This is a genomic window from Gordonia sp. Z-3, assembly GCF_036233855.1.
GTDB lineage: Bacteria > Actinomycetota > Actinomycetes > Mycobacteriales > Mycobacteriaceae > Gordonia > Gordonia tangerina.
Map to the genome: position 1 here is coordinate 43,098 of NZ_JAZARS010000023.1, position 17,195 is coordinate 60,292.

15 protein-coding genes and 1 pseudogene are annotated in these 17,195 nt (G+C 67.7%); 4 read left to right on the top strand and 12 right to left on the bottom strand.

Annotation, left to right across the window (positions count from 1 at the left end):
• The first annotated feature begins 94 nt into the window (after positions 1-94).
• Entirely contained in the window at positions 95-1,231 is a 1,137-nt protein-coding gene (locus VX037_RS21595; RefSeq protein ID WP_266059655.1) for a TDT family transporter, read from the top strand.
• A gap of 18 nt (positions 1,232-1,249) precedes the next feature.
• On the opposite strand, the gene VX037_RS21600 is transcribed toward VX037_RS21595, so the two are convergent.
• Positions 1,250-2,407 carry an MFS transporter gene (locus VX037_RS21600; RefSeq protein ID WP_266059654.1) on the bottom strand — a complete coding sequence of 386 codons (1,158 nt, stop codon included), beginning with the start codon at positions 2,405-2,407 and terminating at the stop codon, positions 1,250-1,252.
• 64 nt (positions 2,408-2,471) lie between these two features.
• On the opposite strand from VX037_RS21600, the gene VX037_RS21605 reads away from it, so the two are divergent.
• On the top strand, positions 2,472-3,380 hold the full coding sequence (locus VX037_RS21605; protein ID WP_266059653.1) for an alpha/beta hydrolase: 909 nt from the start codon (positions 2,472-2,474) through the stop codon (positions 3,378-3,380).
• Positions 3,381-3,404: 24 nt separating this feature from the next.
• Here the strand turns inward: VX037_RS21605 and VX037_RS21610 are convergent, their stop codons facing one another.
• From VX037_RS21610 to VX037_RS21645, 8 genes are all read right to left on the bottom strand, one after another.
• Entirely contained in the window at positions 3,405-3,635 is a 231-nt protein-coding gene (locus VX037_RS21610; protein ID WP_235723621.1) for a hypothetical protein, read from the bottom strand.
• A 50-nt stretch (positions 3,636-3,685) separates the two neighbouring features.
• A complete protein-coding gene (locus VX037_RS21615) occupies positions 3,686-4,870 on the bottom strand; it encodes an alpha/beta hydrolase (RefSeq protein ID WP_328715835.1) in 1,185 nt (394 codons plus the stop codon).
• Positions 4,871-4,980: 110 nt separating this feature from the next.
• The gene (locus tag VX037_RS21620) at positions 4,981-5,667 is read right to left on the bottom strand and encodes an SRPBCC family protein (protein WP_287014865.1); all 687 of its coding nucleotides are present in this window, start codon (positions 5,665-5,667) and stop codon (positions 4,981-4,983) included.
• A gap of 2 nt (positions 5,668-5,669) precedes the next feature.
• Positions 5,670-6,524, bottom strand: coding sequence for an FAD binding domain-containing protein (locus VX037_RS21625; protein ID WP_235723624.1), 855 nt, complete (start codon positions 6,522-6,524; stop codon positions 5,670-5,672).
• Positions 6,521-8,929 carry a xanthine dehydrogenase family protein molybdopterin-binding subunit gene (locus tag VX037_RS21630; protein WP_266059649.1) on the bottom strand — a complete coding sequence of 803 codons (2,409 nt, stop codon included), beginning with the start codon at positions 8,927-8,929 and terminating at the stop codon, positions 6,521-6,523. Before VX037_RS21630 ends, VX037_RS21625 begins: the two co-directional genes overlap by 4 nt.
• Entirely contained in the window at positions 8,926-9,405 is a 480-nt protein-coding gene (locus tag VX037_RS21635; protein WP_328715836.1) for a (2Fe-2S)-binding protein, read from the bottom strand. Before VX037_RS21635 ends, VX037_RS21630 begins: the two co-directional genes overlap by 4 nt.
• Positions 9,406-9,566: 161 nt before the next feature.
• Entirely contained in the window at positions 9,567-10,661 is a 1,095-nt protein-coding gene (locus VX037_RS21640) for a vWA domain-containing protein (protein ID WP_328715837.1), read from the bottom strand.
• A complete protein-coding gene (locus VX037_RS21645; protein ID WP_235723628.1) occupies positions 10,658-11,548 on the bottom strand; it encodes an AAA family ATPase in 891 nt (296 codons plus the stop codon). Before VX037_RS21645 ends, VX037_RS21640 begins: the two co-directional genes overlap by 4 nt.
• Before the next feature lie 168 nt (positions 11,549-11,716).
• Between VX037_RS21645 and VX037_RS21650 the strand changes: the two genes are divergently transcribed.
• A complete protein-coding gene (locus VX037_RS21650; RefSeq protein ID WP_328715838.1) occupies positions 11,717-12,175 on the top strand; it encodes a QcrA and Rieske domain-containing protein in 459 nt (152 codons plus the stop codon).
• A 29-nt stretch (positions 12,176-12,204) separates the two neighbouring features.
• On the opposite strand, the gene VX037_RS21655 is transcribed toward VX037_RS21650, so the two are convergent.
• Positions 12,205-13,674: a hypothetical protein gene (locus VX037_RS21655; RefSeq protein WP_328715839.1), complete on the bottom strand. Its 1,470-nt coding sequence runs from the start codon at positions 13,672-13,674 to the stop codon at positions 12,205-12,207.
• Positions 13,675-14,053: 379 nt separating this feature from the next.
• Positions 14,054-15,631 carry a hypothetical protein gene (locus VX037_RS21660; RefSeq protein WP_328715840.1) on the bottom strand — a complete coding sequence of 526 codons (1,578 nt, stop codon included), beginning with the start codon at positions 15,629-15,631 and terminating at the stop codon, positions 14,054-14,056.
• Positions 15,632-16,343: 712 nt separating this feature from the next.
• Between VX037_RS21660 and VX037_RS23785 the strand changes: the two are divergent.
• Positions 16,344-16,478 (top strand): annotated as a pseudogene (locus tag VX037_RS23785) (mycothiol transferase); the annotation flags it as partial.
• Between the two features lie 10 nt (positions 16,479-16,488).
• On the opposite strand, the gene VX037_RS21670 reads toward VX037_RS23785, so the two are convergent.
• Positions 16,489-16,986 (bottom strand): hypothetical protein, encoded by a 498-nt coding sequence (locus tag VX037_RS21670; protein ID WP_266059644.1) that lies wholly within the window; start codon positions 16,984-16,986, stop codon positions 16,489-16,491.
• Positions 16,987-17,195 lie beyond the last annotated feature (209 nt).

The window sequence follows — 17,195 nt, forward strand, 5'->3', positions numbered from 1 at the left end:
CAAGCGGGGACGGTGGCGCCCCACAATTGGTGGTTGTGGGCACACAAGGTCGGGCCCTCTGCCGGAGGACGCGCGATTCCTCGACAGTGGAGCCATGACCGCCACGCTCGAGCGCACCGGAGTTGTCCGTCGTCGTCTCCTTCCCGATCTCGACCATCCGCGTCAGGTGTTCGAGCACCTGACGCCGAACTGGTTCGCTGCGGTGATGGGCACCGGGATCGTCGCGAACGCGGCGATCGTGCTGCCGGTGCAGTCGGCGATCATCACCGCGTTCGCGACCGCGATCTGGCTGCTCGCGTCGGTGCTGCTCGTCGCGATCAGCGTCGCGTTCGCCGTGCATTGGCGTCGCCACGGCGAGACCGCGCGCCGGTATGCCACCGACCCGGTGATGTCGCAGTTCTACGGTGCGTTGCCGATGGCTCTGCTCACCGTCGGCGCGGGCACCCTGCATCTCGGTGAGCCGATCCTGGGCGGCGCGGTCGCACTGTCGATCAGTGGCGTGCTGTGGGCAGCCGGCACCGCGATCGGCGTGGCGACCGCGGTCTGGGTGCCGTTCGCGATGATGACCGCCGAGCAGAAGTCCGAACACGCGGCCCTGCCCGCCTGGCTGATGCCGGTGGTGCCCCCGATGGTGTCGGCGTCCACGGGCGCCGCACTGGTGGCCTACGTTCCGGCTGGACAGCTGCGACTGACGATGCTGGCCGGCTGTTATGCACTGTTCGGCATGAGTTTGATCCTCGGATTGATGACCATGACGTTGATCTATGCCCGACTGCTCCGCGGTGGGGTGCCGGTGTCGCGGTCGGCCCCGACGATCTGGATCACGCTCGGCATGGTCGGCCAGTCGATCACCGCGGCCAACCTCCTCGCAGTCCAGTCGCATCTGGTGTTCACCGGTGGGCACGCACCGATCGCGGTCGGTCTGACCGTGTTCGGCATCGTTTACGGGTTGGTGATGGGTGGCTTCGGCATCGCCATGTTCACACTCGCCGTGGCCGTCACCGTACGAACTGTGCGCCGCGGGCTGCCGTTTGCGCTGACCTGGTGGAGCTTCACCTTTCCCGTCGGCACCTGTGTGACGGGCCTGTGCGCGTTGGGGTTCGCCCTGGACTCCACGCCGATTCGCGATCTGGGTGCCGCGCTCTACGTCGTTCTGCTCGCGGCCTGGGTGACCGTTGCCGCCCGGACCGTACGGGGTGCGATCGGTGGTCGCGTCTTCTTGCCTGCGTGACGCTGCGTCGCGAGCCGGTCAGACGCGGCGGCGCAGGCGCAGGGCACGGGCGAGCGACGCCACTGCGGCGGCGGCCGCCAGGACGACCAGCGGGGCGACGACACCGGTCGAGGGCCGAATGCTGGTGAGTAGCACCGGCAATCCGAACCCCAGGTAGCAGGCGACATAGAACATCCCGGTCACCGCACCCCGGTTCTCCGACGGTGTCATCGTCTCGACATCCATCAGTCCGTCGCGCAGACACAGACCGTAGGCAAGACCCAACACGATCGCGGTGATCACGAACAGGGCCATACTCGGGTGCGCGCCTCCCGCGGCTGCGAGCAGGAAGCCTGCGGCTGCCAGCGCTGCCCCCACGACCCCGGCCGACGGGCCGCTGTGCAGTCGGCGCACCACGAACTGGATGATCACTCCCGACCCCAGACTCAACGCGGCCGCCAGGCCGGGCACCCACGCGCCGTCGTAGCGGTCGGCGATGCGCTCGGCCATCACCACGACGGCGACGGTCACCGACGAGAACACCCACAGCGCCATCGGCACCGACCAGGACAACGCGGCACCCACAGATCGTCGCCCTGGATCGTCGACGGATGCGCCGTGCGCGGTGGGTGCCGGGGTCGCGGGCGTGAGTGCCACTGCCGCCGCGGCCACGGCGATCGACGCGATCCCGGACACCGCGAACGGCATCTCGAGTCGATGCGGGACGAACTCGGCGAGCAGACCGGTGATGACGGGGCCGAGGGCGAAGCCGGTGGTCAGGATGGCCCCGGCCAGCGTCGCTCCGGATCGGCCGCGCAGGTCCGCAGCCCAGGCGGTGCCGGCGCTGATGGTGAGTCCGGCCCCGAGCCCGACGACGAGGCGACCGACGAGCACTCCGGCCTCCTCGTGCCAGACGATCATCATCAGATTTCCGATCCCGGCCAGGACCGCGCCGGTCAACACCACCGGCCGCCGGCCGGTCCGATCCGACAACGTGCCGCCGCCGAACAGGCCCGGCAGCAGCCCGAGTGCGTAGATGCCGAACGCGCCGGTGAGCACAGTTGAGGACAATCCCTTGTCGACCCGCAGGACCGGGATCATCGACGCGAAGTGATTGGCGCCCCATCCAGTGGTGAACAGCACCAGCAGAACCGCGGGGAGGGCAAAGCGTCGTGTGCCGATCTCGTCGATGTTCATCGGGCGAGATTCTGCCGCGTTATACCTGGATTCAACCAATCGCAGCGAAAGGTGAGCGTCGACCATGACCGCACAGCACGAGTTTCATCCCGACCTGGCGCGTTCGGCACGTGTGTTGCCGCGCGGGCTCGCCGGCCCGCGAAGCCTGCGGATCGTCCGCTTCCTACAGGGCGGGCTCGCCCGGCTGCAGCGTGATCGCGGTGTCGAGGTGAGGTCACTGCCCTCCGGCGGCGGGGTGCGCATCTTCCGGCCTACCGGTGGGCGTGCGGTGGCGCCGGCCCTGGTGTGGATTCACGGCGGTGGATTCGTGCTTGGCGAGGCCCGGCAGGACGACGACCTGTGCCGGCGATTGTGCGCCGAAATCGGCGCCGTCGTGATCTCGGTGGACTATCGGTTGGCGCCCGAAAATCCGTTCCCGGCGGCACTCGACGACTGCCACGAGGCCCTGCAGCTCGCCTACGAGATCGATGGTGTGGATGCGTCCCGGGTGGCGATCGGCGGCGCGAGTGCCGGCGGTGGTTTGGCCGCCCAGGTGGCGTTGCGGGTCAAAGAACGTCGCGAGAGCGCACCGGTCCTGCAGCTGCTGGCCTACCCGATGCTCGACGACCGCACCGGCGCCGCCGGACCGTCGCCGATCGAGAACCGATTCAGGATGTGGAACAGCAGTTCCAACCGGTTCGGGTGGGGGGCTTACCTGGGCGGCGCCGCGCCCGAGATCGTCGCGCCGGCTCGTCGCGACGATCTCACCGGACTTGCACCGGCGTGGATCGGCGTCGGCGAACTCGACCTCTTCCATGATGAAGATGTGGCCTACGCGAAGCGCCTACGCGAGTCCGGGGTGGACTGCGCGCTGGAGGTGATCCCCGGCGCCTATCACGCCTTCGACCTGATCCAGACGAACGCGCCGGTGTCCAAGGAGTTCTTCCGGATGCAGACGGCGGCGCTCCGCGCGGCATTCGCCGCATCGGCGTGAGGTGCACCGGCCCGGGCGACCCGACTAGCCGATACTGCTCGCGATCGCGATCACCAGGCCGGCGAGTGTGAGCACCAGCACCACGGTCGCGGCGATCACCGCACGACGTCGGCGCCCGGTGGTCACGGCGTTGATGCCGACGCCGATGCCGATCAGGATCGCCGCAGCATAGACGGCGATGCCGAGGGTGAGCCCGGCGGCATTCGCGTCCGCCATCGCCAGCGGTGTCTCTGTCAGGGCGGGGAACGTGGTCATCGCACGAGTACATCACGCGGGTGGTGCGGTGCTCGGGTGCTGCCCGGGCTTCACACCTGTGCGATCAACCACCGCGCGATGTCGGTGGCCGCACCCGGCTCGGTTGCCACGCCGGCGTGGCCGACCGGATGCTCGACGTAGGTCACCGACATTCCGTTGTGGCGGTAGGTGTCGACCAATCGCGTGACGAGAGGCTGCGGTGCCACCGTGTCGGTGAATCCGGCATCCACGCGAACCGGAATCTGCGCGGGGATATGCAGATTCCGCACGTCGTTGCGCTCGAGAATCTCCACCAGCTTCGCCTTCATCTGCGCGCCCGCGGGGCCGAGTAGCTGGGTCGGTGCGAGTCCGCCGAAGGAGTCGGGCTCGGTGAGTTCGGCATAGCATCGATCCTCGATGTGGGGCAGCAGCACGGTCGCGGATCGACTGAGACCACCGTGCGTCATCAGGTCGGCGAAATCCGGATCCGCTGCTGCCGCGCCACTGCCCAACAGCGCGGCCAGGCCGACCAGTTCATTGATCGCGGGGCCCGCCAGCGGTACGCCGGACAATGCGTCGAGGATTGCGGCCACCTCGGTCGGTGGGGCCAGTGCGGCGACGGCACGAAGCCGTAACCCATTCCACTGTGCCGCCTCGCGGGCGCCGGCCGACAACGCGGCGACCGCGCCCTCCGAGTGGCCGGCGACCACCACGTCGTGGCTGATCCGGGAGTCGTACCGAGAGACCGCGACCGCTGCGTCGATGGTCGAACGCGCCAATGATCCCGCGATGAGGTAGGGATGCGGTCCGGAACCACCGATACCCTCGAAATCCGGGCGCACCACCGCGAATCCGGCGTCGAGCAGATGGGCGATGACCCGATCACCGGAGGTCATCCGAGGCAGCTCCGGATGCGTGGTGGTCGCGGTAGACGGGGCGCAGTGATCCGCGCCGCCGACGGTCATGTGATTCCACACCGCCAGTGGCCATCCGGCGTCCGGGGCCGGCGCGCTCGGCAGCGTGAGGGTGCCGGTCATCTCGGTGCGCACGCCGCGCACCGAGGTGGAGGTGTATCGGATGCGTGAGGTGGTGCTCGCGCCGTCGACGACCATCGGGCCGTCGGCGATCACCTCCGCGGCGACAACGGTGGGTACCGCCTGCGTGGGCGCCGCCTGTGTCGGCGCGGCGGCGGCCCAGGCCACCATGATCGATGCACCGCCGGCGACCATGCGGCACAACGTCGTCCGAATTGCCACGATCACCCCCGTGTCCCCACCCGGTTCCGGACCGGCAGGGTCTGCGTCGCAGACGCTACACCGGCGGCGGGCCGTTGTCCGCGCGATTCAACCGGATGGGGGAATCGATCTCAGCTACGGAGACGGCGTACCAGGATGAACACGATCGCGCCGAGAACCAACGCACCGACGAGCGGCGCCGCGCGCTTGGCCACCGAGCCGCCGGCGTACTGCATGAGGTCAAGCGCCTCTGCCTCGGCGTGCGGCTCGGTGGACGGCTGGACCGGGGTGGTGGCTGCGGCAGCCCCGGCGCTCTCGGATTCAGCCGGCTGCCCGTTTGACGGTGGTGTGGCTGCCGGTTGCGCGGCCGGCGCCGGTTCACCGAGTTTCTTCGACAGGCAGGACGAGAACTGGTCGATGATCTTGCCGCCGACATCCGACAGCATGCCCCGACCGAACTGGGCAGGTTTGCCGGTGATGGCCAGGTCGGTGACAACGGTCCCGGTGGTCTGGTCGCCCTCATCCTTCAGCGTCATCGTGACCGATGCCTTGGCGGTGCCCTGGCCGCGGGATTCCTTGGCGTTGCCCTCGATCACCGCGCGGTGGGCACTCTCGTCTTTCTCGACGAAGGTCCCGGTGCCTTTGTACACCAGGGCAACCGGGCCGATCTTCACTTTGATCTGGCCGGTGAAGCTGTCCCCATCGACCCCGGTCAGGCTGGCACCGGGCATGCACCCGGTGACCCTCTCGGGATCGATCAGGGCATTCCAGACGTCGTCGATCGGTGCGTCGACGGAGAAGGCGTGTTCAAGCTGCATGGTCAGACTCCCGCTGCGGTGACGACGGCTCGGCGTGTGAGCACCTTCGCCAGGTGGGTGCGGTACTCGGCGTCGGCGTTGGTGTCGCTCATCGGTTCGGCGCCCTCGGCGGCATGGTCGGCGGCCGCCCGGATCACGTCGATGTCTGCGGACTGCCCTACCAGCGCCTGCTCCACTCCGCGGGCCCTGACCGGTACCGCGCCCATGTTGGTCAGTGCGACCGCGGCGTTGCGGATGGTCCCGCCGTCGACGTCGACGGTCGCGGCGACCGCGACCATCGACCAACTCTGTGACACCCGGTGGAACTTCTCGTAGTGGGCGCGCCAACCGGTGTGCTTGGGGATGCGGATGTCGACCAGGATCTCGTCGGGTTCGAGTGCGGTGGTGAAGATGTCGGTGAAGAACTCTTCGGCACCGAGGCTGCGTCGGCCGTTGGGCCCGGCGACGGTCATGGTGGTGTCGAGAGCGACGGCCACCGCGCCGAGATCGCCGGCCGGGTCGGCGTGGGCGAGTGAACCGCCGAATGTGCCGCGGTGGCGGATCTGCGGGTCGGCCACCGTCGCGGTGGCCTCGGCGAGCAGCGTGGCGTGTTGGCCGACGAGAGCATCGGTCATGACGTCGTGATGGGTGGTCATCGCCCCGACGACGAGCGCGTCGCCGTCATCGCGCACCCCACGCAGTTCCTCGATCCGGCCGAGATCGATGATCGTGCTGGGTGAGTTCAACCGCAGCCGCAACACCGGCATCAGGCTCTGCCCACCCGCGATGACCTTGGCGTCCTCGCCGGCGTCGGCCAGTGCGGACAGCGCCTCGGCCAGGCTGGTCGGGGCGACGTACTCGAACTCGGACGGAATCACTTGGCACCTCCCTGGGTGGACGAGGAGCGGGCCGCCTCGATGGCTTTCCAAACCCGCATCGGACTGCACGGCATCTCGACCTCGGTCACCCCGAGGTGGCGCAGCGCGTCGAGGACCGAGTTGACCACTGCGGGTGTCGAGGCGATGGTGCCTGCCTCGCCGACCCCCTTGACGCCCAGCACATTTCCGGTGGCCGGGGTCTCGGTGCGGTCGGTGATGAAGTGCGGCAGATCCGGAGTGCCCGGCACCAGATACTCCGCGAACGATCCGGACAGCAGCGTGCCCGACTCGTCGTAGATCGCGTCCTCGTACAGGGCCTGCGCGATGCCCTGGGCGAGACCGCCGTGCACCTGTCCTTCCACGATGAGTGGATTGACCACGCTGCCGATGTCGTCGACGCACACGTACTTGCGGATCTTCACGAACCCCGTCTCGGTATCCACCTCGACGGCGCACAGATGCGTGCCATGCGGGAACGAGAAGTTCTCCGGATCGAATGTCGCCTCCGAATCGAGATTCGGCTCAACGCCTTCGGGCATGTCGTGCGCGGCGAACACGGCGAGCGCCACATCGGTGATGCCGACCGCTTTCTCGGTGCCCTTCACCGTGAACTTGCCGTCGGTGAACTCGAGGTCGTCCTCGGCCGCCTCCATCAGGTGCGCGGCGATGGGACGCGCCTTGTCGACCACTTTCTCGGCTGCCTTGACGACGGCCATGCCGCCGACCGCGAGGGAGCGCGAACCGTAGGTGTCGAGTCCGCGTGGCGAGGTCTGGGTGTCGCCGTGTAAGACCTCGACGTCCTCGAAGGGCACGCCGAGTCGGTCGGCGACGATCTGGCTCCACGCCGTCTCGTGACCCTGGCCGTGGGCTGAGCTGCCGGTGACCACCTCGACCTTGCCGGTCGGCAGCATCCGGATCGCGGCGTGTTCCCACCCGCCGGCACCGCCGCCGAGCTGACCCATGATCCGCGACGGCGCGAGGCCACACATCTCGGTGAAGGTGGATACGCCGATGCCCAGTTGCACCGTGTCGCCGCGTTCGCGGCGCTGCGCCTGTTCGCGACGTAGTCCCTCGTAGTCGAACAGCTCCTTCGCCTTTTCGGTCGCCGCCTCGTAATTGCCGGTGTCATAGGTCAATCCGGCGACGGTGTCGAACGGGAACTCCTCGTGGCGGATCCAGTTCTTCTCGCGGAGCGCGAGTGGATCCATGTCGAGTTCGGTGGCGAGCTCGTCCATCATCCGCTCGATGGCGAAGGTGGCCTCCGGACGTCCGGCACCGCGATAGGCGTCGGTGGGCACTTTGTTGGTGAAGACATTGGTGCAGGAGAAGTGATAAGCCGGGAACTTGTAGATGCTGTTGTACATGAACGCGCCCAGGATGGGCACCGCAGCGGTGAACACCCGCAGGGTGGCGCCCATGTCGGCGAGCAACTCGACTTTCATGCCGGTGACCGTGCCATCACGTTTCGCCGACAGGGTGAGCTTCTGGATCTGGTCGCGGCCGTGGTGGGCGGCCTGCATCGACTCACTGCGCGACTCGGTGTATTTCACCGGCTTGCCCAGGCGCCGGGCGATCAGCAGTGCGAGCACCTCTTCCGGGCACACCTGCAGCTTGCCGCCGAATCCGCCGCCGACATCGGGGGCGATGACGCGCAACTTGTGTTCGGGGATGCCGAGTGTCATCGCGAGCATCAATCGCAGGATGTGCGGGACCTGGGTGGCCGACCACATGGTGATCTGGGGGCCCGTCGGGTCGACGACCACCGACCGCGGCTCCATGAACGCGGGGATCAGGCGTTGTTGGCGCAGCGTGCGTTCCACGACGACCTCGGAATCGCGGATCGCGTCCTCCACACTGCTGCCGGTGCCCGCCTCGGCCGAGTCGAACACCCACACTGCCTGGACGTTGGTGCCCATGTCCGGATAGACCAGGTCGGCTCCGTCCTGCGCGGCGGCGGCGAGATCGAGCACGACAGGCAGGTCGTCGTAGTCGATGTCGATGCTCTCCAACGCGTCATGCGCGGCGTACGGATCACGGGCCACGACGATCGCGACCGCCTCGCCGGCGAAACGGACGGTGTCGACTGCGAGCGACGGCGCCGGTGGGACTTTCATGTCCGGCGTGATCTGCATTGCGTTGGGCAGGGAGGCTTGTTCCTCGGCGAGGTCGGCACCGGTGTAGACGGCGACGACGCCGGGCATCTGCTTGGCCGCCTCGGCATCGATGCTTGCGATGCGTGCGTGCGCCATCGGACTGCGCAGGATCGCGATGTGCAGCATGCCGGGCAGCACGATGTTGTCGGTCCAGCGGGTACGGCCGGTGATGAGATGGTCGTCTTCCTTGCGGACGCGGGCCTTGCCGATCTCGTGTTCGGCGGCAGCGCTCGGTTCGACGGTCGCGGTCACTGGGCACCTCCCGTGGCCTGCATTTTGTCGGCGGCGTCGAGGACGGCGGCGACGATGTTCTGGTAGCCGGTGCAGCGGCACAGGTTGCCTTCGAGGCCTTCGCGTACCGCGTGCTCATCGGGACTCGGGTTGTCGCCGAGCAGATCGATCGTCGACATGATCATGCCGGGAGTGCAGTAACCGCATTGCAGGCCGTGGTTGTCGCGGAATGCCGCCTGCACGGGATGCAACGTGCCGTCGCGGGCGAGCCCTTCGACGGTGGTGACGTCGGCGCCGTCGGCCTGCACGGCCAGGACCGAGCAGGACTTGACGCTGTGTCCGTTCAGCAGGACGGTGCAGGCGCCGCAGTTGCTCGTGTCGCAACCGACCACGGTGCCGACCTTGCCCAGCTGATTGCGTAGGTGGTGGACGAGTAGCGTCCGTGGTTCGACGTCGTCGGTGTAGGTTGTGCCGTCGACGGTGAGGGTGATGCGCATGGGGCCTCCAATGCATGCCGGCAGTCGTGGGCTGGCGCCGGGCGAAACCTTCCACCGTCACTCTGCGCCACCACTGTGTCCCAGATCACCGAAATCGCGGAATCCGTACTAGGCGCCCCGGATTCGTCGCCGTTATGAGCTGGTGTCCTGCGAGACACGAATCAGGCCTCGCGGACCGCAACCAGCAGTTCCTGCAACGTCGCCAGCGAGTGTCCGGCGAGCAGCAGGTCGAGGTGGGGTAGTGCGGCGGCGATCCCGCCCTGCACGGGCTGGTAGCCGGGCGCACCGGCGTGCGGGTTGACCCACAACACAGCCTTGGCGAGGCGACGCAGGTGTGCCATCTGTTGCCCGAGCAGCGCCGGATCGCCGCGCTCCCAACCGTCGGAGAAGATCACCACCACCGCGCCACGCGCCAATCCCCGTCGACCCCACCGGTCCAGAAAAGCCTGCAGTGTGTCGCCGAGCCGAGTTCCGCCCGCCCAGTCCGGCACGGCGCGACCGGCGGCGGCGAGCGCCAGTTCGGGATCGCGGGCGCGTAACGCCACCGAGAGTCGCGTGAGCCGGGTGCCGAGGGAGAACACCTCGGTCCCGGACGGGTTCGCGCGGGTCACCACATGCGCGAAGCGCAGCAGGGCATCGGCGTAGGGGCTCATCGATCCGGAGACATCCAACAGCAGTACCACGCGGCGTGGCCGGGTGGCGGATCGATGGTGGCTCGGACGTACCGGTTCGCCCCCGGCGGCGAGCATGTCGCGCACGGTGCGTCGTGGATCGACCCGTCCCCGCCGGGCCGGGGTACGACGTAGGGCGGCCCGCCGCGGCGGGCGCGGCCGCAACTCCGCGATGAGTTCGGCGAGGTGGGCGCGTTCGGCCGCCGACAGCGAGGAGATGTCGCGGTGGCGCAGCACCTCGGTGTCGTCGGCGGCCACCGCCAGCTGTGGCCCCGATCCGTCTGTGCGCTGTTCGCCGGCGGTCTGAAGCGCGGCCATCGGGCTGTGCTTGGGCTGGGTGGGGCGTCGGGTGGCGCGTGGGACCTGATCGCCGAACCAGGCGTCGAAGGCGAGATCGAAGCGCGGCTGGTCGTCCGGGTCACGGCACAGGGTTGCCCGGCCGGCCCAATACACCGCGTCGACGTCGGCGAGGTCGATCTCGCGCAGCGCGCGGAGGAACGTTTCGACGGAGTCGGTCGCGACCGGCAGCCCGGCGTGTGTCAGGGTCCGCGCGAACCCAGCGACGCCGATCAGCTCGCCGGTCATGCGAGCAGACGGTCCAGCCCGGCGCGGGCGACGCGATCGAGATCTTCGCGGTACTTCAGGACGGTACCGAGGGTGGCGGCGGCGATCTCGGCGTCGAGCACATCACGATCGAGTTCGCGCAGGGCGCGTGCCCAATCCAGGGTCTCGGCCACGCCCGGTGGTTTCAGCAATTCCAGGCCGCGCAGGACGTGCACTGCCTGTGCCACCTGGGTGGCCAGGTCGTCGGCGATGCCCGGTACCCGGCGATGCATGATGGCGATCTCGCGGTCCAGGTCGGGGTGTTGTAGCCAGTGATAGAGGCATCGGCGTTTGAGCGCGTCGTGCACCTCACGGGTCCGGTTGGAGGTCAGGATCGTCAGTGGCGGCGTTGCGGCCCGGATGTGTCCGAGTTCGGGGATCGTCACCGCGTTCTCGTCCAGCAACTCGAGCAGGAACGCCTCGAACTCGTCGTCGGCGCGGTCGATCTCGTCGACGAGGAGTACACAGGGCGCGTCGGTGAGTGCCTGAAGGAGCGGCCGGGCGAGCAGGAAACGTTCGGTGTAGAGCGAGGATTCGGCTGCGTCGGCGTCCAGAGCGCCGCCGCTGGCCGCTTCGAGTGTGCGCAGGTGCAGCAGTTGGCGCGGGAAATCCCAGTCGTAGAGAGCCTGCGAGGCATCGATGCCCTCGTGACATTGCAGCCGGATCAGTGGCAGTTGCAACGCCTCGGCCAGTGCTACCGCGAGTGATGTCTTGCCGGTGCCCGGTTCGCCCTCGCAGAACAGGGGTCGTCCCATTCGCAAGGCGAGGAAGGCGGCCATGGCCAGACCGTCATCGGCGAGATAGCCGGTGGACTCGAGAGCCGCCGCGAGTTCGCGCGGCGATCCGGCGGCGGGTCGTGCGTCGGTCACCTCGCGAGCCTATGCCCAGACGCGGCCCGGTAGGTCGGGACCGCGCACATCGCCCGTGACGTCCGGGAGATCGCGTTGCGGCCAATCCTGCGGCCCGGGTGTGGCGGCTCCCGATGTTTGGCACGATGAACGCGAGGTCATGCCAGTTACCCACAGCCCGGGAGAGTCATGAGCAACGTCAACATGCCCATTACGATCGGACGACGCAAGGTGCTCGGCGGTGCGGCCGCCGTTGCCGGTGCGGCCGCACTCGCGGCCTGCGGGTCCGACGACAGCACCGATTCGGCGTCCACCACCACGGCCGATGCCGATTCGTCCGGTGCCGAATCGTCCGGGGATGGCGGGCTGCTGCCCGATGCCGCCTCTATCGCCGTCGGTGGGGGTGTGGTGATGGAGGCGGTGAAGACGGTCGTCACCCACCCTGCCGACGGGGAGTACAAGGCATTCTCCGCGGTCTGCACCCACAAGGGCTGCACGGTCAGCGATGTCACCGACAACGAGATCATCTGCCCCTGTCACGGCAGCAAGTTCTCCGCCGAGGACGGCAGTGTCATCGAAGGCCCCGCGACCGAGCCGTTGGCATCGCGACCGATCAGCGTCGCCGACGGGAAGGTCACGCTGGGCTGACGCCCGGCGGCGTTGTTCGTCGCCGCCGGTCAGTTCTCGGTCGAGCCCGCCGAGGCGTCGTCGGTGGAGGCCGCAGTTTCCGGCGAGGTGTCCGTCTCCGGTGAAGTGACGGTGTCGGGCGCGACCCCGCTGTCCGGATCGGCACTGCCCGACGCGGACTCAGCACTCGGTCCGGTCGTGTCCGGCGTGTTGTCGGCGTGGTCGTCCGGGGAGTCCGCGACGACGGTCGGGGCCGGTACCTGGTTGTCGACGCTCGGCCCGGTGTCGACGGACGGCGGCGTGGACTGTGTCGTGGGCGGCGTCGGCTCTGGTGCTTGCGGTACCGGGTCCGGTGCCGCGGCGATCTCCGACGTGCTCGGACTGATTCGGGCGGATGTGGGAGACGGATCATCGGTGGGATCAGTCGCCGATGTGTCTGTGGCAGCGCGGGACTGTCTCTGGTCGGCTCCGGTATCAGGCGCACCGGTGGCCGCGGCGGAGGTCATCGTCACGCTGTATGGGGTGGGGGCAGCCGTGACCGGGACGGCCGAGTTCTCGACTCCGGGTCGCTGCATCGGATAGAAGGCTTCGGCCGCCCGGTTCCAGTCCTCGACATCATCGGCGGTGTAGGGGATGCCCAGTTCGTCGTGCACCCATTGGGTGGCCAGCGCGAGTGGATGTCCGACGTCGTACACCTCGTAGCGTGTGTTGCCGTCGACGCTGTGGTAGACCGTCGGGTCGTCGAACCGGTTGATGTCGGCGTATGTCTGCGGTCCGTTGCCGCTGTGGACGGTGAGAAACCCTGCGGCGTCGACGATCAGCGACGACACGGGCCGGTACCACACCCACTGGAAGTTGGCGACGGGGTCTCCGACGACGATCACCGACGTCACGGGAGTGTTCCCGGTCGCGCCGGGGTTGCGGGCCCCGTCGGATTCGATGCCGATCACGCCGGCGATCTGCGGCAGAATCGGCGTATCGGCCAGCCACGACTTGATCCCCCACGGGCTGCGCGGATCGGAGACCAAGACGATCCGTGTCCGTGTGGGATCGAGGTAGCCACCCTCGTGGGCGATCTCGGCTGCATTGCCGACGGCGTCGGCGCCCTGCGAGTAGCCGGTGTAGACCACCATCGGAGGCCCTCCGGGCGCTGCGCCGGCGAACGCGCGCATGACGTCGAGATTGCGGTCGACTGCCACGTCTTTCGAGTCGTCATAGAGCGGCGCCAGGAAGGGCAGTGTCCCGGTCTTGCCGGCGATGATGGGACCGAACGACTCGGGATAGTTGACCACCAGGGTGGTCCGGCTGCCCATGAGTGGATAGATGCGCGGGAAGAGCGTTGCGTCATCGGTCCCCGGGGTCACGACGATGATCGCGTTTCCGGGCACGTCGTCCAGGAAGTCGAGGCCGTTGGTGTCGTCGGTCGCGTCGTAGACGATGCCGTCGTCGATCAGGTCGTCGACGACGGCGGTGGCGCCCGCCGATGCGGGTCCGAGGGGGCCGAGCGTCGCGATGCACACGGCTCCGGCGACGGCCGATACCGCTGTCGCGCGCGTCGATGTGCTCCGGAATCGGTTCGTTGACAACTGTGCTGGTCGGCGATGCTTACCGCGGTGCGCCAATGTCATTTCTCCGTCACATACGTGCTGCGGGGCTGAGTGCAGCAATGCTTCGTACCGTGCGATGCCCGATACTTCTGATGACGTTACGGAGATTCGAAATCGCAAATCTATCGACCAAATGTATGAACCTGAATCGTCAATGTAGATGACTGACCCCATTTCTGGGGGCTCGTAGTCGGGTCATGGCCGTCAGATGTGCATGCGTCAACGCCCGGCCCCTGCGGTCGGGTGTGGACGCCGCGCATAGCTGTGCCTCGCGTGCGAGACGGCCCTGCGCCTACGGGTGTCGGCAGCGATAGTCGCGGTAGCGAAAGATCCGGTGGACGCGCGGGGTCGCCGCGCAGCGGGGCTCGAGCACCGCCGGTGCCGGTGCGAGGACGGCAGGTACCGACTCGTTCCAGCGCACCCGCCGCACGTCGAGTGTGCGTCGTTTCCCGTCGACTGGGCGCTGTTTCCCGTTGACTGGGCGTCGTTTTCCGTCGGGTGGGCTTTGGTGGCCTGGGCTTTCGTCGTCGACTGTGTGTTCGGCGACGTGGTGGTGTGCGAGCGGGTCGACCTCGGTGGGGTTGTGTGCAGACCCCACGTTGTCGGGGCAGTCGGCTGACGGTCCGCGCACGTCGGGGGTCGGTGCATCGCATCGCGCGGTCCACGTTGTTGATTCGCTACCGTCGCCGGGGTCGTCGTCGGATGTCGGATCAGCGGCGGTGTCGGTGGAAGTCGACTGTGCGGCAGAAGGTTCGACCGTAGTGGTGTCGGGTTCGGTGGGCTCATCGGTGCCGGCGGAGTCCGTGCTCTCGTCGACGGGCGTGGCCGTGGTCTCGGGTGTGACCGCGTTGTCGTCGACCGCCACCGACGGGGTCGCGTCGGCGGCCCGCTTGCGGGTGCGGGCGGTGCAGGTGTCGTAGCCGCATGCGCATTCCAGGCGCACGTCGGGGACGCTGTGGATTTCGGCGAGGGCGATGGCGCGTCGGTGTCCGACGCGGCGGGGGTCGCGGCGGCAGACGCGTTCGGCGATGAGGTCGGCGATGCGGTGTTGGAGGTGGATGGCGTGTTCGGCGCTCAGGCAGGCCGACATTTGCATGTGGCCGAAGGCTTCTTTGGCGAAGGTGACGTTCTGGAAGGCTTGGGCGACGTCTTCGCGGGCTTGGGCGTGCGCGTCGGGGTCCAGGCTGATCAGTGCGCTGTCGAGTTCGTCGCGCAGCACGGTGTCGGGGGTGGGCCGGTAGGCCAGTTCCAGGGCGATGTCTTCGAAATCGACGGGCGCTTCGGCCGGGTCCTGGGGTGTCTCGTCGCGGCCGTCCGGGTCGCTGTCGCCGTCAACGCTCGCGTCACCGTCACCGTCGGCGCACGCGTCTGCGTCTGGGGTGGGTTCCTCGACTGGGGTGTCGGGTCGGGGACCGAGCGCTTGGTCGAGGATGTCGTTGAGGCGTGGTCGCAGGTTGCCTTTGGGGGCGGTCTGCGAGCTGGTGGCCAGTTCGGTGACGCGGTGGGTGCTGAAGTCTCCGGCGAGGTAGGCCAACCGGATTTTGGGCAAGTCGGCCAGCATGTGTGCCAGTGAGGCCCATTCGCCGGCTTTGCCGCGGGTGATGCCCAGTTGCAGGGAGATCTCGCCGATGGCGTATTTGTGGGCTGCGGTGTGGGAGCTGGAGTTGGCGTGTGGGCCTTGTCCGTTCATGCGGTCGTTGTAGGCGCGGTCGCCGATCATGCCGGCACCGAGCACGGTGCGGGCCTCGGATTGGCGGCTCAAGCGCAGCGTGTCGCGCACACCCTCGGCGTAGGCCATCTGTTCGGCGACACCATCGAGCGGCGCCGACAACACGGTGTCATCGGCGTCGTGATCGGTGAAGGAGAACACCAGACGACCCTTCTATGAGACGGCGGCGGCCAACGAATCAGCAACCACAATCAGGCTAACGATGGGGTCCGACAACAACGATCCACCAGCATCGGAGGATGCGGCACCGGCGCGGCGTCATCGAACAAATCCAGAGTATCGACGGGGTACGACAATAGTTGGAGCAATGGTCGTCGGCTCCGTTGCCGCCCGATCGAACAATCGTGGATCGGACGCCAACACAGTGCCCCCAGTCGGACTCGAACCGACACTGGGCGGATCTTAAGTACTTACGACCCGCTCGCGAGCGAACCGTCCGAACCTGCGACTTCGTCCCCGCATGGGCGCCATAAACTCTGTCTGGCAGCAGTTGTGCTGACGGCAGACGGTCTCCAGGGCATCTTAACCTCGATCGGTGGATCGAGGCTTAGGGCCGAAACCCCACCACACCAGGGGCTTACCCATACCTGGGGCCGTGCCCACGGTTACCAGCCGAAACTCAAGCCAACATCTATGAAGGCTCGTTCATGAATTCTACGCCAGGGCCGAAGCGCCGCCGCTCGGTTGAAATCAGTGCACACCAACATAATTCACCCTACACGAGAACGTGTCAGGCTACGGCGCGGCTGCGCCGGTCTATCGCAATCCGGGGTGGCCCGGCGTGATACCGCTCCCACCGGGCGAAAAGTCACCACCGCCCGGTGGTTTCACCGGCCATTCGGGTGCTGACCCAACCGACGCCGACCTCGACGTCGTCGTCGACGATAACTGGACTCCCGCGGTCACCATGGGGGTGCGACTGGTCAGTGTGCTCGACGACGACGCGCAACACATCGGGCAGGCCGCCTACATTCGTGGGCTGCTGTAGGTGTCCGTATTTAGGGCAGCACCCGGTTCACATCGCGCGAGATGATGAAACCGCTGCGCCCATAACAGGTCATGCCCGCCGTAGTTGAGGTACATGAGTTGCCACGCACCATGATCGTCTGGCCGTAGGCGAGGGTGCGTGGACTCGGCGCGGTGAAGATGCCCTGAGAGGTGCAGAACTGCGTGACTTTGTCACCGTCGATGCGAACGGCATACGAATGGTTGGCCGTGTTGCGGCAGGTGACTCCCGAAGAAGCCGGCACCGACGACGCCGCCTGGCAGCCGAAGGGCGGGTTGCCGTCGCCGTCGACGCGGATGGCGCACCACACGTTGCCGCTGGGGGAGCGGAAGAAGTACTGCCCCGGTGCCGTTTCGAAATCGCGGGCGTCGACATTGGCGTCGTCGCGCGATGGTTTTGTCGGTGTGCCGGTGACGGGACGGTGTTGCTGCTGGTCGGTACGTGTTGTCCCCGGTGCCAACTTGGTCGAGTCGGCAGACGTCGGAGCCACCGGAGCGCCGGATGTAGCCGCCGTGTCGGGCGCGCCGGACTCGGTAACGGTGACCGTGTGCGCTGGTTCAGCCGCGGGGGTGGGCTGACTTGTGTTGCAGGCTGCGACGGCCGCAATGAGCGGCGTCAGAACTGTGGTTCCCCCGGAATCGTGGAGGACTCCTCTATGCGGCTTCGGGCTCGGTCAGTGCGGCGTTCTCGTAGTCGACC

Bases quoted from the DNA above. Each gene is read 5' to 3' on its own strand.
- VX037_RS21610 (WP_235723621.1), bottom strand. From the start codon at position 3,635: ATGACCACGTTCCCCGCCCTGACAGAGACACCGCTGGCGATGGCGGAC.
- VX037_RS21605 (WP_266059653.1), top strand. From the start codon at position 2,472: ATGACCGCACAGCACGAGTTTCATCCCGACCTGGCGCGTTCGGCACGT.
- VX037_RS21650 (WP_328715838.1), top strand. From the start codon at position 11,717: ATGAGCAACGTCAACATGCCCATTACGATCGGACGACGCAAGGTGCTC.
- VX037_RS21635 (WP_328715836.1), bottom strand. From the start codon at position 9,405: ATGCGCATCACCCTCACCGTCGACGGCACAACCTACACCGACGACGTC.
- VX037_RS21595 (WP_266059655.1), top strand. From the start codon at position 95: ATGACCGCCACGCTCGAGCGCACCGGAGTTGTCCGTCGTCGTCTCCTT.
- VX037_RS21620 (WP_287014865.1), bottom strand. From the start codon at position 5,667: ATGCAGCTTGAACACGCCTTCTCCGTCGACGCACCGATCGACGACGTC.
- VX037_RS21640 (WP_328715837.1), bottom strand. From the start codon at position 10,661: ATGACCGGCGAGCTGATCGGCGTCGCTGGGTTCGCGCGGACCCTGACA.
- VX037_RS21600 (WP_266059654.1), bottom strand. From the start codon at position 2,407: ATGAACATCGACGAGATCGGCACACGACGCTTTGCCCTCCCCGCGGTT.